Origin of the sequence: Vibrio sp. GLN_1 (assembly GCF_043106015.1) — a bacterium.
GTDB classification, from domain to species: domain Bacteria; phylum Pseudomonadota; class Gammaproteobacteria; order Enterobacterales; family Vibrionaceae; genus Vibrio; species Vibrio parahaemolyticus.
The window spans coordinates 393,454-411,385 of the sequence record NZ_JBICMD010000036.1; the positions used below are offsets into that span (position 1 = coordinate 393,454).

Here is a 17,932-nt window from a genome sequence, read left to right on the forward strand (position 1 = left end):
TGGGAGTGACCACTATTCTAGTTACAGCTGACGAATGAAAGTGATGGTTCAAAAGTTGAGCTTGTCGCTTGCCTAAATGTGGCTGTCGAACCGATCGCACAGTCAGTTGTTATCGGAACGGCGACGCGTTGTTGTTCGATATCAGGAGCGTCTATCGTCAGGTAACGTCGTTGCCCGTCTAAAGACTGAGTCAAAGTGTTGCTGATGACGGTCGCTGATAAGGTTTTTTCGCTGGTGGGTGAGCCCCACAAAGGTAAAAGGAGCAGAGCAATCGAACCGATGAAGACCAAAATGTAAGTTTTGGGGTTATCCAAGTTGAGTTCCACCCGTTTAGGCTAGCGTAAGCCTATTGTTTTACAATAAAAAAATCGCATGTTCAAAGAACGATGCGATTTTTGCTGATATTTAACATCTCTAAGAGGTTTAGGTTTGTTTGCTATTCATGACATTAATGCTTACAGGCGCCAAGATGAATCTTCTGCTGATATCACGTGCTGCACGGGGTCTGAACCGTCATAAAACCAAACTTCGACTAATAGATTTCCTTGGCTATCGGAGACCGGAAAATTCATTTCGGCTTTTCCGTTGATGAGTGCTTCAGAAGCTACTTTGCTTGCGTATTTCGCTTGGTAGGTACCTGAAGTCATCTCTTGATACTCTTTATAGACACTAAGGTGCGCGCGTTGTGAAGAGTAGCCACTAATGTCAACAGATAGAGCACGAGTGACGATCGGAGCGTAGTCGTAGCCATCTGGTACGTTCAGCGTTTGCATGCTTGGTTCTTCGACCACGATGGTGGTCTGAGTTGGGGGAGGCGTTGAACTGTCACCGCTTTTATCACCGCCGCCACCTCCACCGCCGCAGGCTGTTAACGCTAATCCCATGATGATTGTGATTAAATTTTTCATAATGTGGTCTCCTATGGAATGTAGCATTTGTTTGCTTTTGGTGAGGCATGCCAGTTAGCATTTTGACTGCCGACTGATTCAGCGTAAGTGGCAAATTGTGGATACGCGTCAACCAAGTCTACGTTTTCCAATGGCCACTCCCAGTCCTCAACAATCAACAGAGCCCAAGGTAGGTTGTTGCTGGTTTTGAAGTAAGTACCTTGTACAGGATCACTTGCATCAACCCCGAGTCCATATAAGTTGGTATCATCAAACTGCTCGGTTGGCGCTTGATCCGGTAGGTGTACTTCCCATTTTCGGCCTGGCTGGAAGGTGATACCGTCACCGTGGTACGTATTTGGTGTTGCAAAGATAAATGGGTCGTAAGGCATGGCTTGTAAGCCAGAGCGGTCGGAGCCTTCCTTAAAATAAACCGTCAACGTAAAAGAGAAAGCAACGTTGTCATCACATCCTGATTGAGTTCGGAAGTAGGTACAATTGCTTTGCGTGTATTGGCTGAGATCATCGCTGATGATGAAAATGGCCTCTTCCGAGATAGCTTCCAATCCATTGCTTGCTTGTTGAACGCCGTTAAACGACAGGGTAGTTAAGCCATTCTCAATGCTAGCTTTTGCTGCGCCCGGTAAACGAATAGCAAAGCCATTTTTGTATCCTGCACCGTAAGCGGCGAGGTCACCGGTGATTTGAATGTTCTCGACCACACCTTCTGTACGCGTTTCTGTGATTCGGAACTGAATGACGACGTCGTTCATGTCGTAGTCTGCGGTGTATGGCCAGTTGTCCTCAAACGCTACCGTTGCGTAGCCTCCTGCACTTGGGAAATGCTGAACAGATACGCCATTTTCGGTGATAGTGATTGGATGATCTTCTACTTCGCCGGAGGTTGAGCCTCCATCGTATTTGAGCCCCGTTTGTTGACTAAAGCGGAATCGGCTCCAACTTGGTCCTGCGGTTGCCAATTCAGAGACGATAAATGGAAGTGCGTTGTTTCCTGCTGCGAGTAACTGGTCTGTAAATACTTGTTCACCTTCATCTGCGAAATCACCGTCGCGGTTCCAGTCAAACCAAGCGGATAAGTAGCCAGAAGTAGACGCTGTCACATTCACCAGTGAACTCAAACCTGGATCGAGTGCGGCAACAAAGCCAACACCATCTTCGTCTGCGGTACCAACTTTGTTGTCGCCAGAAGGTGCGATTTGTCCATCTGAATCGCCATCAGGCGCAATGACACCAAGCCATGTCACACCATCGATTTCGTGTCGTGGACCGTTTGAGGAAAGAAGCGTGTGGTAACTGTCTGGAGCATCGCCAAAATCTATTGGGTCATCTTCATCAATAACTGGCGCGTTGGCGCAGCGTGCACCGTCATTTTGGCTTGAACTCGGGCCGTTCGAGACAAACTCAACCGCTGGGACAATGCCCGCGTTGATGTTTGAAGCGTTGTCCGCTGACAAATTAATACGGTAGATTTTTCCGTCTTGATTGCGGGAAACGTAGTAATTGCCGTTGACGTCAAAATAGCCCGCACCAAAGGTACCGGTTTCGCCCGTATCTCCAATCATAGTGGCTTGGCCGTTTGCAGTATTGAATTTGTAGAGAATGCCGGAGTTGTTGTCGATTCCGTAAAGCGAACCGTCGCCAGGATGAAAGGCAAAATCCGTCAAGTTGACGTTTGCGGTTGCGGTAATTTGCGTAAGTGTTAGCGTCGCATTTGGATCGGTATCTAACGGTGATAAATCAATGGAAAATAATCCTTTTCCTTTGCGATATAAGTAGTAAACGTGATTATAAACATCGCCAACAAAAAACGTATGGCTAGGCAAACCAGCGACATTCAGTGTTTCTGCTTGAAAGTCTTTCCCTAAACGGACGATTTTCAAGTTGTTGGTATCGTAGCCATAAATGTATCTGTCGGTGAAGTCGAACCCGACGGCATTGATCCCTGATGCCAAACCCACATCATCAGCTAATAAAGTGGTGGAACCCGTAACCAGATTGACGCCATAAACTTGAACGGGGGTCGATTGGAATAAATACGCTTTGCTCGGACAAGTGTCGAAAGGCGCCGCATTCGCATAAGCGCTTACGAACAGTGATCCGAGTATTAGTGATGTTCTTTTCATGATTCGCCCTCTCATTGATTTGTTTTATATGCAATGAAAGGAGCGTGCCAATTCTTAAGTGGCTGTTTTTGAAGGATATTGACAACTAAAAGTTCGAGGTTTTAATTTTGAATCTCAGAATAAGAAAAAAGCCCAACGTTGCGTTGAGCTTTTTGAGAACCGATTGACACGGGAGCGAATGCGTTACTTACCCACAAACAGGGCAGGTGGGCATTTTCATCAAGTTCATTTCTCTCCACGACATGCTGAGTGCATCGAGAATAAGGATTTTCCCTTTCTTTGGCTGCCCGTAATTTGCGATCACCTTGATGGTTTCCATCGCTTGTACAGCGCCCACAATCCCGACCACTGGTGCCATTACACCCGCTTCAACGCAGCTTAGTGCACCGCTACCAAATAGTGCACTCAAGCACTGGTAACAAGGTTGAGTTGGATCGTCGTACGTAAACACGCTCACTTGACCTTCCATACGAATTGCCGCCCCAGAGATAAGCGGGGTTTTCGTTGCAAAACAGAGACGGTTCAGTTGGTTACGAGTATCAACGTTATCAGACGCATCAACTACCACAGTGTGTTGTTCAATCAAAGCTTGAAGTTGAGCATCATCGAGACGTTTGGCAACGGTGTTTACCTCGATGTAAGGGTTAAGTTCTCGTAGCGCATCGGCGGCAGAATCCACTTTTTTGCGGCCGATATCTGTGTCGTGGTGTAATACTTGGCGCTGCAAATTAGAGAGCTCTACAATGTCGTCATCGATGAGCGTAATACGGCCGACACCTGCTGTGGCGAGGTATTGGCTAGAAGCACAGCCTAAACCGCCCGCACCCAAAATAAGCACGGAGCTTTGTTTGAGCGCTTCTTGCCCTTCGAAATCGAACTGGCGAAGAATGATCTGGCGGTTATAGCGCAGCATCTCCTGATCGGAAAGAATATCCACGGCACGTTCCTAGTATAACGTTGAGTTAAACAGTTGGATTTGAACCGTTTCGCCAACTTCCACGCGGCCACGCTCACGCTCCAAGACCACAAAGCAGTTTGCCAAACTCATTGAGCGGAAGGCACCAGAACTTTGATTGCCAGTGGTTTCAACGACAAATTTGCCATCTTCTAGCGTGTAGATGCCACGTTGGTAGTCCGTGCGGCCCGGCGCTTTCTTAAATGCAGTTTTTGTCGTAGCAGGGATAGACTCAGGTGCTTTCCATTCAGTATGGCCAGCCAATTTCGCCAACATTGGCTGAACAAGTACGTACATGGTTAGCACAGCAGATACAGGGTTACCTGGTAGACCACAGAACCAAGCTGTACTTAACTTACCAAATGCGAAAGGTTTACCCGGCTTGATTGCCAGTTTCCAAAAACCGATTTCCCCAAGTTGTTCAAGAATGTCCTTGGTGTAGTCTGCTTCGCCCACACTGACGCCGCCAGAGGTGACAACCACATCCGCGAGCGTTTGTGCTTTTTCAAACGTTGCTTTTAATGTTTCTGGGCAGTCAGGGATAATGCCAAGATCAATCGCTTCACAGCCAAAGTTTTCGATAAGCGGTTTAATGCCGTAACGGTTGCTGTCGTAGATTTGACCTGCTTCGAGTGGCTCACCTAATGGTTTAAGTTCATCACCTGTCGAGAAAAATGCCACTTTCGGTTTACGTACAACCGTGACATGGCTTACGCCAAGAGAAGCAATCATTGGAATATCGCGTGGTGTTAGGCGCGCGCCTTTTGCTAATACGATATCGCCTTGCTTGATGTCGTCACCAGTTGGGCGGATGTTATTTTGAGGTTTCACATCCGTTTGGTTGAACTGGATACCCGCTTCGGTCACGGTCGTGTTTTCTTGCATGATAACGGCATCGCAACCTTCCGGAATTTTCGCGCCAGTCATGATTCGAACACAAGTGCCTGTTGGCCATTCACCTTCAAAAGGTTGGCCCGCAAAGGATTTGCCCACCATCGGCAATACAGTCGACGCTTCTAAATCTTGAATACGGATTGCATAACCGTCCATTGCTGAGTTGTCAAAAGGCGGTACGTGAATTGGCGATAAAACGTCTTCGGCTAGTACAAAACCCAGAGCATCAGCAAGAGGAAGAGAAAGTGTCGTTTGGATAGGTTTGATGCGCGATAACATTTTGTCCATCGCTTCTTCAATTGGCATCAAGCCAGGTGCGTCGCAGCAGCCCATTGAGATAATCCTATGTTCTTTTGTTTTGTGGCAACTCTACCATAAAATCGGACTTGGTAAGAATGTCCACCTATAAAATATGGGTGTAATTATTCAAAAATCCGAGTATCCTTGTCACCCATCCGAAAGGGGTAAACGCCTATCGGAACTAAAGAAAACGGCTCAGTGTATTCTTGTTATGTGCCTTGGCGATATGAACATCTAACTGAGCAACTTAGACGCTAACGGGATGAAAACACTGCAATTGTATTTCACACCGAGAGTGGTAGTTACAAAAGAGGAAGTGGAATGTCAGGTCTTAGCGAGTCAGCGAAGTTAGTAAAAGAAGCGCTAGAGCAACGCGGTTTAGAAACACCAATGCGTCCTAATGCCGTGAGCCGTGAAGAGAAGAAAGAAAAGATCGAGCACCACATGCGTGAGATCCTAACCCTGCTTCAACTCGACCTTACGGATGACAGCCTAGAAGAGACGCCACATCGCATTGCAAAAATGTACGTGGACGAGATTTTCTCTGGTTTGGATTACTCCAACTTCCCAAAAATCACGGTTATTGAAAACAAGATGAACGTAAGTGAAATGGTTCGCGTGAAAGACATCACCGTAACCAGCACGTGCGAACACCATCTTGTCACGATCGACGGCAAAGCGGCCGTTGCGTATATCCCTCGTGGTAAAATTATTGGTCTCTCTAAGATCAACCGCATTGTCCGTTTCTTCGCGCAACGTCCTCAAGTTCAAGAGCGTATGACACAGCAAATCCTAGTTGCGTTGCAAACATTGCTTGAGTCTGACGATGTGGCCGTGACTATCGACGCGACGCATTACTGCGTGAAATCACGTGGTGTTATGGATGCAACCAGCGAAACGACAACCACAGCTTTAGGTGGTATTTTTAAGAGCAACCCAGCCACTCGCGCTGAGTTTCTGCATGGTTTACGCTAGTCAAAGCGAAGTATAGATTTGAGAGAGGATGGCAACGTGCCATCCTTTTTTATACCTGAATCATGGGTAAGTGAGTCGCAATAAATAATATTTATGCAATAGTGTGTTGACAGTCACATTCGTTGCTCTTAGTATATGCGCCCAATGAACGGCTACAACGTGTAATCGTTTGTTTTAAAAAGAGATATCTCTCTAAGTTCAGCTGATCTCGGTCAGTTGTCTTTCTTTTTTTCTAATAATAGAAAGACAACAAATTTGAGACTTGGCATGACTACACAAAGCACTATCAGCACCTCTTCCATTTCCGCTCCTGTAACAGAAACCAGTTGGCAAAAGAAAGCCATGCTAAGTGTCGCGTTTTTGATGGCGACGACCTCTGTTGGCCCAGGCTTTTTGACTCAAACTGCTGTTTTCACGAACATCTACAAAGTCGACATGGCGTTTCCAGTATTGGCTTCGATCTTTATCACGTTTGGTATCGTGATGAACTTGTGGCGCATTGTGGGCGTTTCTGGCATGCGAATCCAAGACATTGCGAACAAAGTGGCACCGGGTATGGGTTATGGTGTCGGTATTCTCCTTGCGCTTGGAGCTGTGGCGTTTAACTTTGGCAACGTAAGTGGCGCGGCGTTAGGCATTAATGTGTTAACGGGCGTGGACACGACTTGGGGTGCGCTGTTTACTGGTGTGGTCGGCTGTTTGCTGTTTGTGGTTCATAACGCCTCCAAACGAATGGACCAAATGGCTCGCTACCTTGGCTTGTTCATGATTGTTCTGATTGCATATGTGGCAATGACGAGCTTACCTCCGATGGGAGAGACACTAAGTGCAGCGGTGATGCCTATGGATGTTGGAAGCTTGCTTCTGCCTACATTGACTATCGTTGGCGGCGCAGTTGGCGGTTACTACACGGGTGCACAACGTCTAGTGGACATCGGCTTGAAAGGTAAAGAGAACGTACCTTCCATCACTTCAACGGCGTGGGCTGGTATCTCTATTGCGGTGGTTATTCGCGTACTACTGTTTTTAGCGGTGTTTGGTGTTATCGCGACAGGCGCAACGTTGGATTCAGCTAACCCGGCAGCCGACGCTTTCCGTCAAGGTGCTGGCCAGCTTGGTTACTTCATCTTTGGCTTAGTACTGTTTGTGGCTTCCATCACGTCGGTGGTGGGTAACTCTTACATGGCTATCTCATTAATTAAGACGCTTTTCCCCGTTGTAGCGCGAAATGAAAAAGCGTGGTGTGTCGGTTTCATTATCCTAACCTCGTTGGGCACGGTTACCATGGATATGCCAATTCTTCTGCTTATGTTAGCGGGTTTAGTGAACAGCATTATCCTTCCTATCGTTTTGGGTACCGTCTTAGTTGCGACAAAACGCAAAGATATCGTCGGTGACTACCAACACCCAATGTACTTAACGCTAACTGGAGCAGCGATTGTTATCGTGATGGCTGCATCGAGTTTGACTAACATCGGTAACTTCATGGCGAAGTTTACGGGTTAACACTTTGTTGATAGTGATAAAAAGCGGCCTCTTAATGAGGCCGTTTTTTATGCTTGTTTGGTCGGGGTTCTTACAATTTCTGGCCAGTACATTTTCACATAACCTGCCGATACCCAAACGACCAATACGGTCGCGATACTGAGTTCTAAAAAGCCGAAATCGTGTAACCAATGCCATTGAGGATGAGATTGTGCGAAAAAAGAGGTTAATCGGTGCATCGCAATGGCGCTGATGACTGAAGGAAAAGTCACCGCTGCAATCGAGGGTTGGAACTTCAATCGAAGTAAGCGGAAATAACATAAGTAGATCAGTAGCGTCATTGTGATCGCGATTCCCGCCAACGCGCCCGTCAGAATAGGGTCGGGTTGGGGAAAATTCACTAAATAAGCTGCCAGTGACAAGTTAACGGGCGCGGCCATAATCGCGAGCGTTGGTCTTGCTCGTCTTGGCAGTGAGCCAAAAAACACCAAGCGATACAACACCAGTGGCAGCATAAAGAAGTAAATGCCGATACACATGATCGCGAGGGTTTCGGAAAACAGATTATGACCGAATTGCGAACCAGCCAACGAGCTACTGATTAATCCAACAGGGTAGAGAAACCAGCTCGGGACGATGTTCGACATTTTGAAGTTCATGAGCTGGAAGCCAAAAAACAGCACCATCATTGTAAAATGAAGCAGTACAGCTAAACACCAAAGGGGATAGGCAATGAGTGGTGCAACCGACGCGAGATAATCGGTCAGGATCAATAATGCCATACTCATTGGTGCCATTAAACTACCACTTAACGGGTGCTTAATATCCGCCATAAATAGGCGAGGATTGGTGGCGTACTTAATCAGAACGGGAGCGAGCAATAACGCGCCAAATGAAGCCAGAAAAGGACGAATTGGCGTACCAATATCGGGAACATAGAGCGCCCACGCTTGGCCAAGCCCGATCATACCCAGTGCCAGCGCCGCTTGAGAAGGTGGGACACTATAAAACTGCACAAGTCTTTTCCAGTTCAAATCTACTCCGAATTGATTTTGCCCGAATGAAACGAAAAGTGATCTTTAAAACCAAATTATCTTTGGCTGCTTTGCGTGTGAAAATCGCGAACGGCGCGGAATCAGATCGTTGCTTCTCTTCATCTTAGCCTGCTGCTGCCTTGCATTGCGAAACGCGAATTTTCAACGCATGTTTTGCGCAATTGTTGACTCATTTTGGCCTGTAGTGGGCGGATTTGAGTGGAACAATTGCTCTATTTTATGGCGCGAATATTAACAAGTTTAACAGGCGATGACGCCTAAACATGATGGGTAAATATCAGAGAATGAGAATTTTGTGAGTTTGGTATCGAATATTTGCGAACCGTTGCAAAATTATAGAAATGCAGGCTCCAAACATTCGTGATACTTACAAGTAGGTTTGGAGCCGGAGTGCTTTAAGTTGCCTAGGAGGCCTGATTTTCAGGGAGATCTTGTTGACGTAGCTTGTCATTTTTAAGCGTACGATGCAGCAACTGGCTGTAAATAGGTTGTCCACCAAGCAACTGTGCGACAATCACCGCCCCTAGACAGGTAATGATTAGCGGAAGAATCAGATAGTAGTTGTTGGTCATTTCGATCACCAACAAAATACCAGTGATAGGCGCGCGAACTGTCGCAGCGAACAGAGCTCCCATTCCTGCAATCGCAAAGACGCCAGGTTCTATATCAAGCGTTGGCAATAGAACATCTGCGCTTGCGCCAAATGCGTATCCAAATAGTGTGCCCAGCGCGAGCATTGGCGCGAAAATACCGCCTGGTGCGCCAGAGCCAAAGCAAAGCAAAGTTGTGACCACGCGACCAATAAACAGCAGCACTAAAATAGAGATTGAGTAGTTACCTGTTGTGACATCGGGAATAAGTGCAATACCCCCGCCCGTTAATTGAGGTACGTAAAGCAACAGCAGGCCAAATACGCCGCCCAAAATAGAGCCCGTGATCAGGTAACGTTTACGGTCGTTTTTATGAATAGCAACAAAGCTGTCTTGCGCCACTGTAATCAGTTTGTTGAAAATCACGCCAAACACGCCAAACAGTGCGCCAAGTAATAGGAACAACCACAACGTTTGTAGCGCTGGGGATTGATATTGCGGCATGGTGATTACGGCGTCTTGACCATTGATGGCGCGGAACACAATGTTCGCCATAATGGCAGAAATGATCACGGCACGAATCGAGATGAGCGAGTAGCGAAACTGAGGTCGCATTTCCTCAACTACGAACATGATCCCCGCAAGCGGTGCATTAAAAGCCGCAGCCAAACCGCCAGCAGCACCAGAAGCGAGTAGGGAATGGCGAGTATCGTCATCTTTAACGCGGAAAATATCGGTCACCATTCGACCTACAGCACCGCCCATTTGCACCGTTGGGCCTTCACGGCCGAGCACCATACCAGAGCCAAGTGCGCCCATGCCGCCGAAGAATTTTACTGGCAGGACTCGCCACCAACGCACAGGACGAATGTTGTCCATCGCGCCTTCAATTTCAGGGATACCTGAGCCCGCCGCCTCTGGGGCAAAGCGATGAACAAGAAAGTAGCCAACAAAAGCAAGCAACGCGCTGATCAGCACCGCAGCAAGCCAAAGAGGAAGTACGCTACCGATTTCGCTTCTCAGCCATTCGGTACGGGTTTCAGAAACAAAATGAACCGCAAGTTCGAAGTAAGTACCGACGAAACCAGCTAACGTGCCGACGATGGCGGCCATAATCAGGACAGAAAATGGTGTGGACCCTCGAGAGACAAACTGGTTAATCGCATCTTTCGGTACGTGCGCTAACACAGATTTCACAATTCTCTCTCGTTTGGTCATTAACAAATTCTCCTGAAGCTTGTGGAAAGGAAGAACGAAAGTATACGCTTCGGAGAGTCTAGACCTAATCAGTAAAGATGCAATTTAGCTTTCCACTATTGAGTGTTCGAAGAATCTCGACGACAACCATTATTTAGGATTGTGCTATTGCTCTCATATTTGGCGGTTTTTTGATATAAAAAAACTTGTTTTCTGAGCAAAATGAACCATGCTTTAAGTGTAAAGCAACATGACTGCTTCAGAAGGAGGGATGTGAGGTTTTACACACAATTTGGATGGATTCAAACCCTACAGTAAGTCCTCGTTTTATGTTCGGGATGCATCAATAGACATCATCGATTCGCAAACTCACGATTGAGTAACGAGGTAGAGGCGCACGCAAGAGTGCGCCTTCTTAATGTCTGCTAGATAACATTTCCGTACTCGCCTCTAAATTATTCTCTTTGATAAATCCAAGCCTAGCGTTAAGGTCGTTGTTTTACGTTTTAACTTTGAACATACCATGCGATTTGCTTCTCGAACTTTGCTATTTTCCTGCTGTGTCGCGGCATCCTTTTCTTCATGGGCTTCGCAACGCTGGTGGCAAGAAGTCTTGTCTTCTACGCCGTACCAGAAACTGAGTGAACAGATTCAACATGATGGGAACTGGTATCCGTGTGATGCGCAGATTGGTGAGACAGAAAATCTCGGCCGTTCTTTCTGTTTAGATGAGTTTTCCTACTATCAGCAGACGCTATACGGCGAGGCGGTATTCGAAGAAAAGAAAGCGCAATTCTCCTTTTTAACCGAGTATCAGAGACAAACGCTGAGTGAGCTCATTCTTAATCTAAGAAAAGATGGTTTGGTGATGCGAAGCTTAGCAATCGGCAACGATCGATACGATATCGCAGCGTCGCTGAAAAACAAATCTGCAGGAGAGGTCGACAAAGAAGTGGTGTTGCTGATAAATCGCTACCCGCCAGAGATTGAGAGGTCGATGGTTTGGGTAAAAGCAGATGAGTTTACAGAGCCATCACCGCACGTAGTCATTACTTTACGCAGTGATGGCGAAATGATCGAGTTGCGACTTACTCGGCTTTAGTCTCTTTATGCAAAGCAAGAAATGTCGCCATGGCGGATTCATCTAAAAATCCGTCTGCCTTTTTATGTGCGCGCAGGTATTGGTACCCTGCAATGAGCTTTCGATGAAGCTCTTCTTTATCTTCTGTCAGCTCTTCATTCATCACGTGTTGGAAAGCCAATTTATAGGCATCCATATCCACTACTTCAGCTCGGCGGTAGAGATAACCGCAACCCGTCGCTAACCATTCAAGAGAGCAGTTAGCCCGCATCGCAATCTGATTGGCTTTGGTTAGGCTAGGTTCGCTGCCTTTTAGGTACTTTCGGATGAGCGCTTCCGACACATCAACTCGTCGTGCAAATCCGCTGATGCTTTCTTCGCCAATCAAAGTGGCTAAACGTTGGGCAAAAGACATATTTCGTACTCCAGTTCGAATTGCGAAAGTTTACCCGTTGAGACGACGTGAAAACAAGACTAGGATGAATGCAGTTCAATTGAAGGAGAAAACCCATGGTTGCAAAAGTTGTGACTGCACCAAATGGCCCTGAATTTTCAGAGCTAGTTCAAGGATATTGGCGTGCGGCAGATTGGGGAATGACGGCTCAAGAGCGTTTGTCATTTCTTAAGCAACATATTGAGTTAGGGATCACTACGGTCGATCACGCAGACATTTACGGTAACTACGAATGTGAAGCGTTGTTTGGTGAAGCGTTAGCCTTGGATAAAAGCGTACGCGACCAAATCCAGATCGTGACCAAATGTGACATTAATTTGTGTGGTGACAAAACACCTGAACGCAAAATTAATCACTACGACACAAGTTCTGCACACATTTACCAATCAGTGAACAACTCACTTGAGCGCTTAAATGTGGATGAAATCGATGTGCTATTGATCCATCGTCCAGATGTATTGATGGATGCTGATGAAGTTGCGGAAGCATTCACGGAGCTGCACAAAGTCGGTAAAGTGAAGCACTTTGGTGTGTCCAATTTTACGCCACGTCAGTTCGAATTGCTGCAATCGCGCCTTGGTAAACCTCTTGTGACTAACCAAGTGGAAATCAACCCGCTTAATTTTGAGGTTGCGCACGATGGAACGCTAGACCAAATGCAAATGTTGCGCACGCGTCCAATGGCTTGGTCTTGTTTAGGTGGCGGCTCAATCTTCAGTGGGGAAAGCGAGCAAGCGATTCGCGTTCGTAACGAGCTAGAAGCGATTCGTGAAGAAGTGGGTGCGACCAGCATTGACCAAGTTATTTACGCTTGGGTACGTCGCTTGCCATCTAAGCCAATTCCAATCATTGGTTCAGGGAAAATTGAGCGTGTGCAAACGGCCGTGAATGCACTGAATATCGAATTGACTCGCGAGCAATGGTATCGAGTTTGGGTTGCTTCGAAAGGTCACGGTGTGCCATAGAAAGCGCATTAGCATCGCGATTTTACTTAAGGCATCTTATTAGATGCCTTTTTTGATGTTTCATCTTCCTTTCTTCACTTTAGCAAGTAACGAACTTTTTCTCGGTTTTCTGGAGCTTAGATAAACGCAACCCTATGCGTGTCAAGGGCTGAGAATGGTCAGTAGGCTTTGTTCGATGTCACTAAATCGACAGTGAAATGCGTTGTTTCTTGTTGGCTAGGTTCACTCATCTATTGATCTTGCGTATGCTTACTGCATAAACAAAAAATACAAATTCCTCGTCAGTTTTCTCGTACTATATGCGGTAACAATCTGGTAGACTCCAGCGCAGATTGTTGAATATAAAAAGGTGATTGAATGTCTTTTCCTGTACTCATCTGTGATGATTCAGCGTTAGCACGCAAGCAGATGGCTAGATCACTGCCAGCAACATTGAATCCGGATATTACGTTTGCTATCCATGGAAAAAATGCGCTTGAAGAATTAGCGCAAAAAGAATTTAAACTGATGTTTCTTGACCTCACCATGCCAGAAATGGACGGTTTTGAAACCTTAGAAAACATGCAGCGTTTAGGAAATAAAACGCCAGTTGTGGTTGTGTCGGGGGACATTCAACCCAAAGCCAAAGAGCGCGTTTTCGCGTTAGGTGCCAAAGCATTTATTCAAAAGCCCATCGCAAAGGATGAGCTAAAAAACGCCCTCAAAGAGCTGATTGAGCCAGAGCCTCGACCGCTTATCATCACACCAAGCGTGATTGAGCTGCCAATTCTCCGCCGACGCGATATTTACATGGAAGTGGCGAACGTTTCTATCGGCCGAGCTGCCGACGCGTTAGCTCGCCATTTTGATGTATTTGTTCAACTGCCTTTACCAAACGTGAATATCTTTGAAGTGAGTGAGCTTCACATGGCGCTGCGTGACTTGGCATCGCACGATAACGTCTCAGGCGTTTGTCAGGGCTTTTGTGGCGAAGGCATTGCCGGGGAAGCATTGGTCATTTTGAGTGACTCTAGCGTATCGGATCTGAAAAAGCTGATGAAAGTACCAGCCGACAGTGAAGAGCTTGAAGAACTCGAGCTGTTGATGGATATCTCTAACATCTTGGTTGGCTCGTTCCTAAATGGTTTAGGCGAGCAATCAGAAGTGCGTTTCTTCCAAAGTCCGCCGGTATTACTTGGTCAGCACATTTCGATTGATTCTATTATTGAGTCCACAACGGGCGCATTCAAACGCACAATGACGTTTGAAGTGAGCTACAACATCGAAGGCACATCGATTCGCTGTGATTTGCTGTTTATGTTTGTTGATGAATCGCTGCCATTGCTTGACAACAAACTCGCATACCTAATGGAGGAGTTCTAATGTTGAATATGCCAGCAGAGTTTGAACAATTCCATTGGATGGTCGACATGGTACAGAACGTCGATATGGGGTTGGTGGTGATTGATCGAGATTACAATGTTCAAGTCTGGAACGGTTTTATGACGCACCACAGCGGTTTGCAATCGCATGAGGCAATTGGCCGTTCGATCTTCGATATCTTCCCAGAAATCCCGCCGGAATGGTTTAAGTTGAAGACGAAACCCGTGTACGACTTGGGTTGCAGAAGCTTTATTACGTGGCGTCAACGTCCGTATTTGTTCCGCTGTCGCAACGTACGCCCTGTTACGCAACAGGCGGAGTTTATGTACCAGAACGTAACGCTCAACCCAATGCGAACGCCAACTGGAAAAATCAACTCACTGTTTTTGTCTATCCAAGACGCGACAGCAGAAGCCTTGATGTCACAACATAAATAGCGATTGAAATTTATTCGTTAAAAGCCAAGGGGAACCTTGGCTTTTTTGTATACTTATAATTGTGTTTCCCCAATGCGCAGAACGTAAATATGGACTTTAATCTCGCCTTAAAACTCTACACCGCCGAGCAAGTCAAAAACGGAGAAGTGGTTGCCGCCCACATGGCAGGCGTTTCTATGTATAGCCTAATGCAGCGAGCTGGCATGGCTGTTTACGAACGATTTCTTCATTTATACCCAAGAGCGAAAAACGTTCTTGTCGTTTGTGGCAAAGGCAACAACGGCGGCGATGGCTACGTGTTTGCATCCCTTGCAAAACAAGCTCAGCTGAATGTTCAAGTTTTTCAAATCGGTGATGTAACGCAGCTTCAGGGCGATGCTTTGCGTGCGTATCAAGACTGGCAAACCGTTGATGGTAAAAACAGCAGTTGGGATGATTGGAATACTGCGTTACTTGAAGCGGAAGTGATCATCGACGCTATGTTAGGCACGGGGCTAAAGGGTGAAGTCCGAACTGAATATCGTCGCTACATAGAGCAGATCAACCAAATTCAGTGCCCTGTTATTGCGGTCGATATCCCGTCCGGCTTGTGCGCTAACACTGGCTCAGTTTTAGGTGACGCAATCCAAGCGGACCATACAGTTACCTTCATCGGCGTTAAGCAAGGGTTATGTACCGCTCAAGCGAGAGACCGAATTGGCGAGCTGCACTTTTGTGGTTTGGGCGTCAACGTGGAATTCGATTCCATAGAAGAAGAAAGCGCACTGGGTATTGACCATAAAGTCATCCCTCGTTTGCTTCCAAAACCAAAAGCGACCGCTCACAAAGGTGATAACGGTAAATTACTTTGCGTCGGCGGGAATCAAGGTATGTCTGGTGCAATCCGTTTGTGCGCGTCTGCGGCGGTTCGAAGCGGGGCAGGGTTAACAGCAAGTATTACGCACCCAGATAGTTTCATCCCTCTGCAGGTCAGTTGCCCAGAAGTGATGAGTCAAAGCATAACCACGGATTTACTCAGAGACACGGAAAACGCGCTCACTAAGCGTATTCGCTGGGCGGATGTTTTGGTGTTTGGCCCCGGTTTTGGCGACGATGAGTGGGCGTATCAAGCTTATCAATACCTATCTCAAGAACAAAAACCGAAAGTTGTGGATGCGGATGGTCTAAATATTCTGGCAATGTTAAGTCAACGATGTGATGGCACATTGGTGTGTGACAACCAACGTGTCATCACTCCTCATCCGGGAGAAGCCGCTCGTTTGTTAAATGTGACCACTCAACAGATTGAAAGTGATCGATATTCCGCAGCACGCCAACTGCAAGAACGCTATGGTGGCGTAGTGGTGTTAAAAGGTGCAGGAACGCTGGTTTTTGATGGTGTCAGAATGTATGTGTGTCTTGCAGGTAATCCGGGCATGGCGACGGGCGGAATGGGTGACGTACTTTCTGGTGTGATTGGCGCACTGCTTGCCAAAGGTTTACCGATCTCTATCGCAGCGCGATTAGGAGTCATGATTCATAGCCACGCTGCCGATCTCAATGCAGAAAAACATGGAGAAGTGGGATTATTAGCCACAGATGTCGTGGAGACTCTTCGCGCTGCGACTCATATTAAGCGAGCGAAAAACTGAATCTCGGGCGAAAATGTGACTTTAAAAGTGAAATTTCTTTAATGATCTTCGAGATGTATACGCGAGATTGAAGGTTAACTGGTTGAGTTTTAATCAGGTTTGAGAGGTATATCGGTCAAGATAAAAGTGAATGACGCAAAGGTTTGCGCAATGGATTAGCTTTTAGGTTTTCTTAAGTTGTTGAATTTGTTAATTAAGAAGAAAAAAGAGTGTCTTGAAAGGGATTTTTGATATGCGATTTTCAAGATGGTAACACAAAAAAAATGCAAATATCAGACTTGTAGGAAAGAAATCACAGCCTATAATGCTGAAAACCGGAGCGTCTGCCAACGCTCCGGTTTTTTTGTGTCCGAAGAACAGTGAACCCGTCTGCCAACGGTTTCACTACGCACTCTGAGATGACACATATACATATGAATCAAGGAATTACACAATGCGTATCGAACAAGAACTTAAGTTAGGTTTTAAAGATGTACTGTTTCGCCCGAAACGTTCTACCCTGAAAAGCCGTTCTCAAGTAAATTTAACCCGCGATTTTACATTCAAGCATAGTGGTCGTCAATGGTCTGGTGTGCCTGTAATCGCAGCGAACATGGATTCAGTTGGTAGCTTTGAAATGGCTAAAGCACTGGCTGAGCATGGTGTAATGACAGCCGTTCACAAACACTACACAGTGAACGACTGGGCAGACTTCGTAAAATCTGCTGACAACGCAACGCTAAAAAACGTGATGGTGTCTACGGGAACTTCTGACGCAGATTTCCAAAAAACAAAAGACATCATGGCACTTTCTGACGAGCTCATCTTTATCTGTGTTGATATCGCGAACGGCTACTCAGAGCATTTAGTTGAGTACGTAGAGCGTGTACGTGCAGAGTTTCCAGACAAAGTGATTTCTGCGGGTAACGTGGTTACTGGTGATATGTGTGAAGAGCTTATTCTTGCTGGCGCAGACATCGTAAAAGTGGGCATTGGCCCAGGTTCAGTATGTACTACTCGTGTCAAAACGGGTGTGGGTTATCCTCAGCTTTCTGCAATCATTGAGTGTGGTGATGCGGCGCACGGCCTGGGTGGTATGATCATCGGTGACGGTGGTTGTTCATGCGCGGGTGACGTATCAAAAGCGTTTGGCGGCGGTGCAGACTTCGTGATGCTTGGCGGTATGTTAGCGGGTCACGAAGAGTCAGGCGGCGAGATCATCGAGAAAGATGGTGAGACTTTCATGAAGTTCTACGGCATGTCTTCTCAGTCGGCGATGGACAAGCACTCTGGTGGTGTGGCTAAGTACCGTGCCGCTGAAGGTAAAACCGTACTACTGCCATTCCGTGGCAGTGTTCATGGTACGATCTCAGATATCCTTGGTGGTGTGCGTTCAACCTGTACCTACGTAGGCGCAGCGAAGCTTAAAGAACTAACGAAGCGTACGACTTTCATCCGCGTACAAGAGCAAGAGAACAACGTATTCGGTAAAGAGAAGTAATTTAAAACTTCGAATAAATTGAAATAGTAAGAGCCGCAAT

Annotated in this window: 16 protein-coding genes; 8 read left to right on the plus strand and 8 right to left on the minus strand. The window is 46.6% G+C overall.

Annotation, left to right across the window (positions count from 1 at the left end):
* Positions 1 to 17: 17 nt before the first annotated feature.
* From ACF8OV_RS19645 to moeA, 5 genes are all read right to left on the minus strand, one after another.
* On the minus strand, positions 18 to 314 hold the full coding sequence (locus ACF8OV_RS19645; protein WP_274055797.1) for a hypothetical protein: 297 nt from the start codon (positions 312 to 314) through the stop codon (positions 18 to 20).
* A 141-nt stretch (positions 315 to 455) separates the two neighbouring features.
* Positions 456 to 908: a hypothetical protein gene (locus ACF8OV_RS19650; RefSeq protein ID WP_274055798.1), complete on the minus strand. Its 453-nt coding sequence runs from the start codon at positions 906 to 908 to the stop codon at positions 456 to 458.
* 11 nt (positions 909 to 919) lie between these two features.
* Positions 920 to 3,031 carry an LruC domain-containing protein gene (locus ACF8OV_RS19655; protein WP_274055799.1) on the minus strand — a complete coding sequence of 704 codons (2,112 nt, stop codon included), beginning with the start codon at positions 3,029 to 3,031 and terminating at the stop codon, positions 920 to 922.
* Positions 3,032 to 3,218: 187 nt separating this feature from the next.
* A complete protein-coding gene (moeB, locus tag ACF8OV_RS19660; protein ID WP_025624688.1) occupies positions 3,219 to 3,968 on the minus strand; it encodes a molybdopterin-synthase adenylyltransferase MoeB in 750 nt (249 codons plus the stop codon).
* 9 nt (positions 3,969 to 3,977) lie between these two features.
* A complete protein-coding gene (gene moeA, locus ACF8OV_RS19665) occupies positions 3,978 to 5,213 on the minus strand; it encodes a molybdopterin molybdotransferase MoeA (RefSeq protein WP_020838039.1) in 1,236 nt (411 codons plus the stop codon).
* Positions 5,214 to 5,501: 288 nt separating this feature from the next.
* Between moeA and folE the strand changes: the two genes are divergently transcribed.
* Both folE and ACF8OV_RS19675 read left to right on the plus strand, forming a co-directional pair.
* Entirely contained in the window at positions 5,502 to 6,155 is a 654-nt protein-coding gene (gene folE / locus ACF8OV_RS19670) for a GTP cyclohydrolase I FolE (RefSeq protein WP_005477356.1), read from the plus strand.
* A gap of 267 nt (positions 6,156 to 6,422) precedes the next feature.
* Entirely contained in the window at positions 6,423 to 7,661 is a 1,239-nt protein-coding gene (locus ACF8OV_RS19675; protein WP_021452208.1) for an NRAMP family divalent metal transporter, read from the plus strand.
* A 47-nt stretch (positions 7,662 to 7,708) separates the two neighbouring features.
* Here ACF8OV_RS19675 and ACF8OV_RS19680 read toward each other — a convergent pair whose 3' ends face one another.
* Together ACF8OV_RS19680 and clcA are read right to left on the minus strand one after the other, a co-directional pair.
* Complete coding sequence (locus tag ACF8OV_RS19680; RefSeq protein WP_005477193.1) at positions 7,709 to 8,656, minus strand: TDT family transporter; 948 nt, start codon at positions 8,654 to 8,656, stop codon at positions 7,709 to 7,711.
* Between the two features lie 443 nt (positions 8,657 to 9,099).
* Positions 9,100 to 10,503, minus strand: a complete 1,404-nt coding sequence (gene clcA / locus ACF8OV_RS19685) for a H(+)/Cl(-) exchange transporter ClcA (RefSeq protein ID WP_020838037.1) — start codon at positions 10,501 to 10,503, stop codon at positions 9,100 to 9,102.
* A 502-nt stretch (positions 10,504 to 11,005) separates the two neighbouring features.
* On the opposite strand from clcA, the gene ACF8OV_RS19690 reads away from it, so the two are divergent.
* Complete coding sequence (locus ACF8OV_RS19690) at positions 11,006 to 11,584, plus strand: hypothetical protein (protein ID WP_317676214.1); 579 nt, start codon at positions 11,006 to 11,008, stop codon at positions 11,582 to 11,584.
* Here the strand turns inward: ACF8OV_RS19690 and ACF8OV_RS19695 are convergent.
* Complete coding sequence (locus ACF8OV_RS19695; RefSeq protein WP_005499247.1) at positions 11,571 to 11,978, minus strand: transcriptional regulator; 408 nt, start codon at positions 11,976 to 11,978, stop codon at positions 11,571 to 11,573. The two genes, ACF8OV_RS19690 and ACF8OV_RS19695, sit on opposite strands and share 14 nt — an antisense overlap.
* A gap of 95 nt (positions 11,979 to 12,073) precedes the next feature.
* Here ACF8OV_RS19695 and ACF8OV_RS19700 point away from each other — a divergent pair, with 95 nt between their 5' ends.
* The 5 genes from ACF8OV_RS19700 to ACF8OV_RS19720 all read left to right on the plus strand — a co-directional run bounded on the left by ACF8OV_RS19700 (position 12,074) and on the right by ACF8OV_RS19720 (position 17,892).
* Positions 12,074 to 12,982 carry an aldo/keto reductase family oxidoreductase gene (locus ACF8OV_RS19700; protein ID WP_005487989.1) on the plus strand — a complete coding sequence of 303 codons (909 nt, stop codon included), beginning with the start codon at positions 12,074 to 12,076 and terminating at the stop codon, positions 12,980 to 12,982.
* 357 nt (positions 12,983 to 13,339) lie between these two features.
* Positions 13,340 to 14,344 carry a response regulator gene (locus ACF8OV_RS19705; protein WP_005463571.1) on the plus strand — a complete coding sequence of 335 codons (1,005 nt, stop codon included), beginning with the start codon at positions 13,340 to 13,342 and terminating at the stop codon, positions 14,342 to 14,344.
* Positions 14,344 to 14,781 (plus strand): PAS domain-containing protein, encoded by a 438-nt coding sequence (locus ACF8OV_RS19710; RefSeq protein WP_005463573.1) that lies wholly within the window; start codon positions 14,344 to 14,346, stop codon positions 14,779 to 14,781. Before ACF8OV_RS19705 ends, ACF8OV_RS19710 begins: the two co-directional genes overlap by 1 nt.
* Before the next feature lie 89 nt (positions 14,782 to 14,870).
* Positions 14,871 to 16,412, plus strand: coding sequence for a bifunctional ADP-dependent NAD(P)H-hydrate dehydratase/NAD(P)H-hydrate epimerase (locus ACF8OV_RS19715; protein ID WP_029852473.1), 1,542 nt, complete (start codon positions 14,871 to 14,873; stop codon positions 16,410 to 16,412).
* Positions 16,413 to 16,845: 433 nt separating this feature from the next.
* Entirely contained in the window at positions 16,846 to 17,892 is a 1,047-nt protein-coding gene (locus ACF8OV_RS19720; RefSeq protein WP_005463577.1) for a GMP reductase, read from the plus strand.
* Positions 17,893 to 17,932 lie beyond the last annotated feature (40 nt).

Bases quoted from the DNA above. Each gene is read 5' to 3' on its own strand.
- ACF8OV_RS19650 (WP_274055798.1), bottom strand. From the start codon at position 908: ATGAAAAATTTAATCACAATCATCATGGGATTAGCGTTAACAGCCTGC.
- ACF8OV_RS19655 (WP_274055799.1), bottom strand. From the start codon at position 3,031: ATGAAAAGAACATCACTAATACTCGGATCACTGTTCGTAAGCGCTTAT.
- moeA (WP_020838039.1), bottom strand. From the start codon at position 5,213: ATGGGCTGCTGCGACGCACCTGGCTTGATGCCAATTGAAGAAGCGATG.
- folE (WP_005477356.1), top strand. From the start codon at position 5,502: ATGTCAGGTCTTAGCGAGTCAGCGAAGTTAGTAAAAGAAGCGCTAGAG.
- ACF8OV_RS19675 (WP_021452208.1), top strand. From the start codon at position 6,423: ATGACTACACAAAGCACTATCAGCACCTCTTCCATTTCCGCTCCTGTA.
- clcA (WP_020838037.1), bottom strand. From the start codon at position 10,503: ATGACCAAACGAGAGAGAATTGTGAAATCTGTGTTAGCGCACGTACCG.
- ACF8OV_RS19690 (WP_317676214.1), top strand. From the start codon at position 11,006: ATGCGATTTGCTTCTCGAACTTTGCTATTTTCCTGCTGTGTCGCGGCA.
- ACF8OV_RS19695 (WP_005499247.1), bottom strand. From the start codon at position 11,978: ATGTCTTTTGCCCAACGTTTAGCCACTTTGATTGGCGAAGAAAGCATC.
- ACF8OV_RS19700 (WP_005487989.1), top strand. From the start codon at position 12,074: ATGGTTGCAAAAGTTGTGACTGCACCAAATGGCCCTGAATTTTCAGAG.
- ACF8OV_RS19705 (WP_005463571.1), top strand. From the start codon at position 13,340: ATGTCTTTTCCTGTACTCATCTGTGATGATTCAGCGTTAGCACGCAAG.
- ACF8OV_RS19710 (WP_005463573.1), top strand. From the start codon at position 14,344: ATGTTGAATATGCCAGCAGAGTTTGAACAATTCCATTGGATGGTCGAC.
- ACF8OV_RS19715 (WP_029852473.1), top strand. From the start codon at position 14,871: ATGGACTTTAATCTCGCCTTAAAACTCTACACCGCCGAGCAAGTCAAA.
- ACF8OV_RS19720 (WP_005463577.1), top strand. From the start codon at position 16,846: ATGCGTATCGAACAAGAACTTAAGTTAGGTTTTAAAGATGTACTGTTT.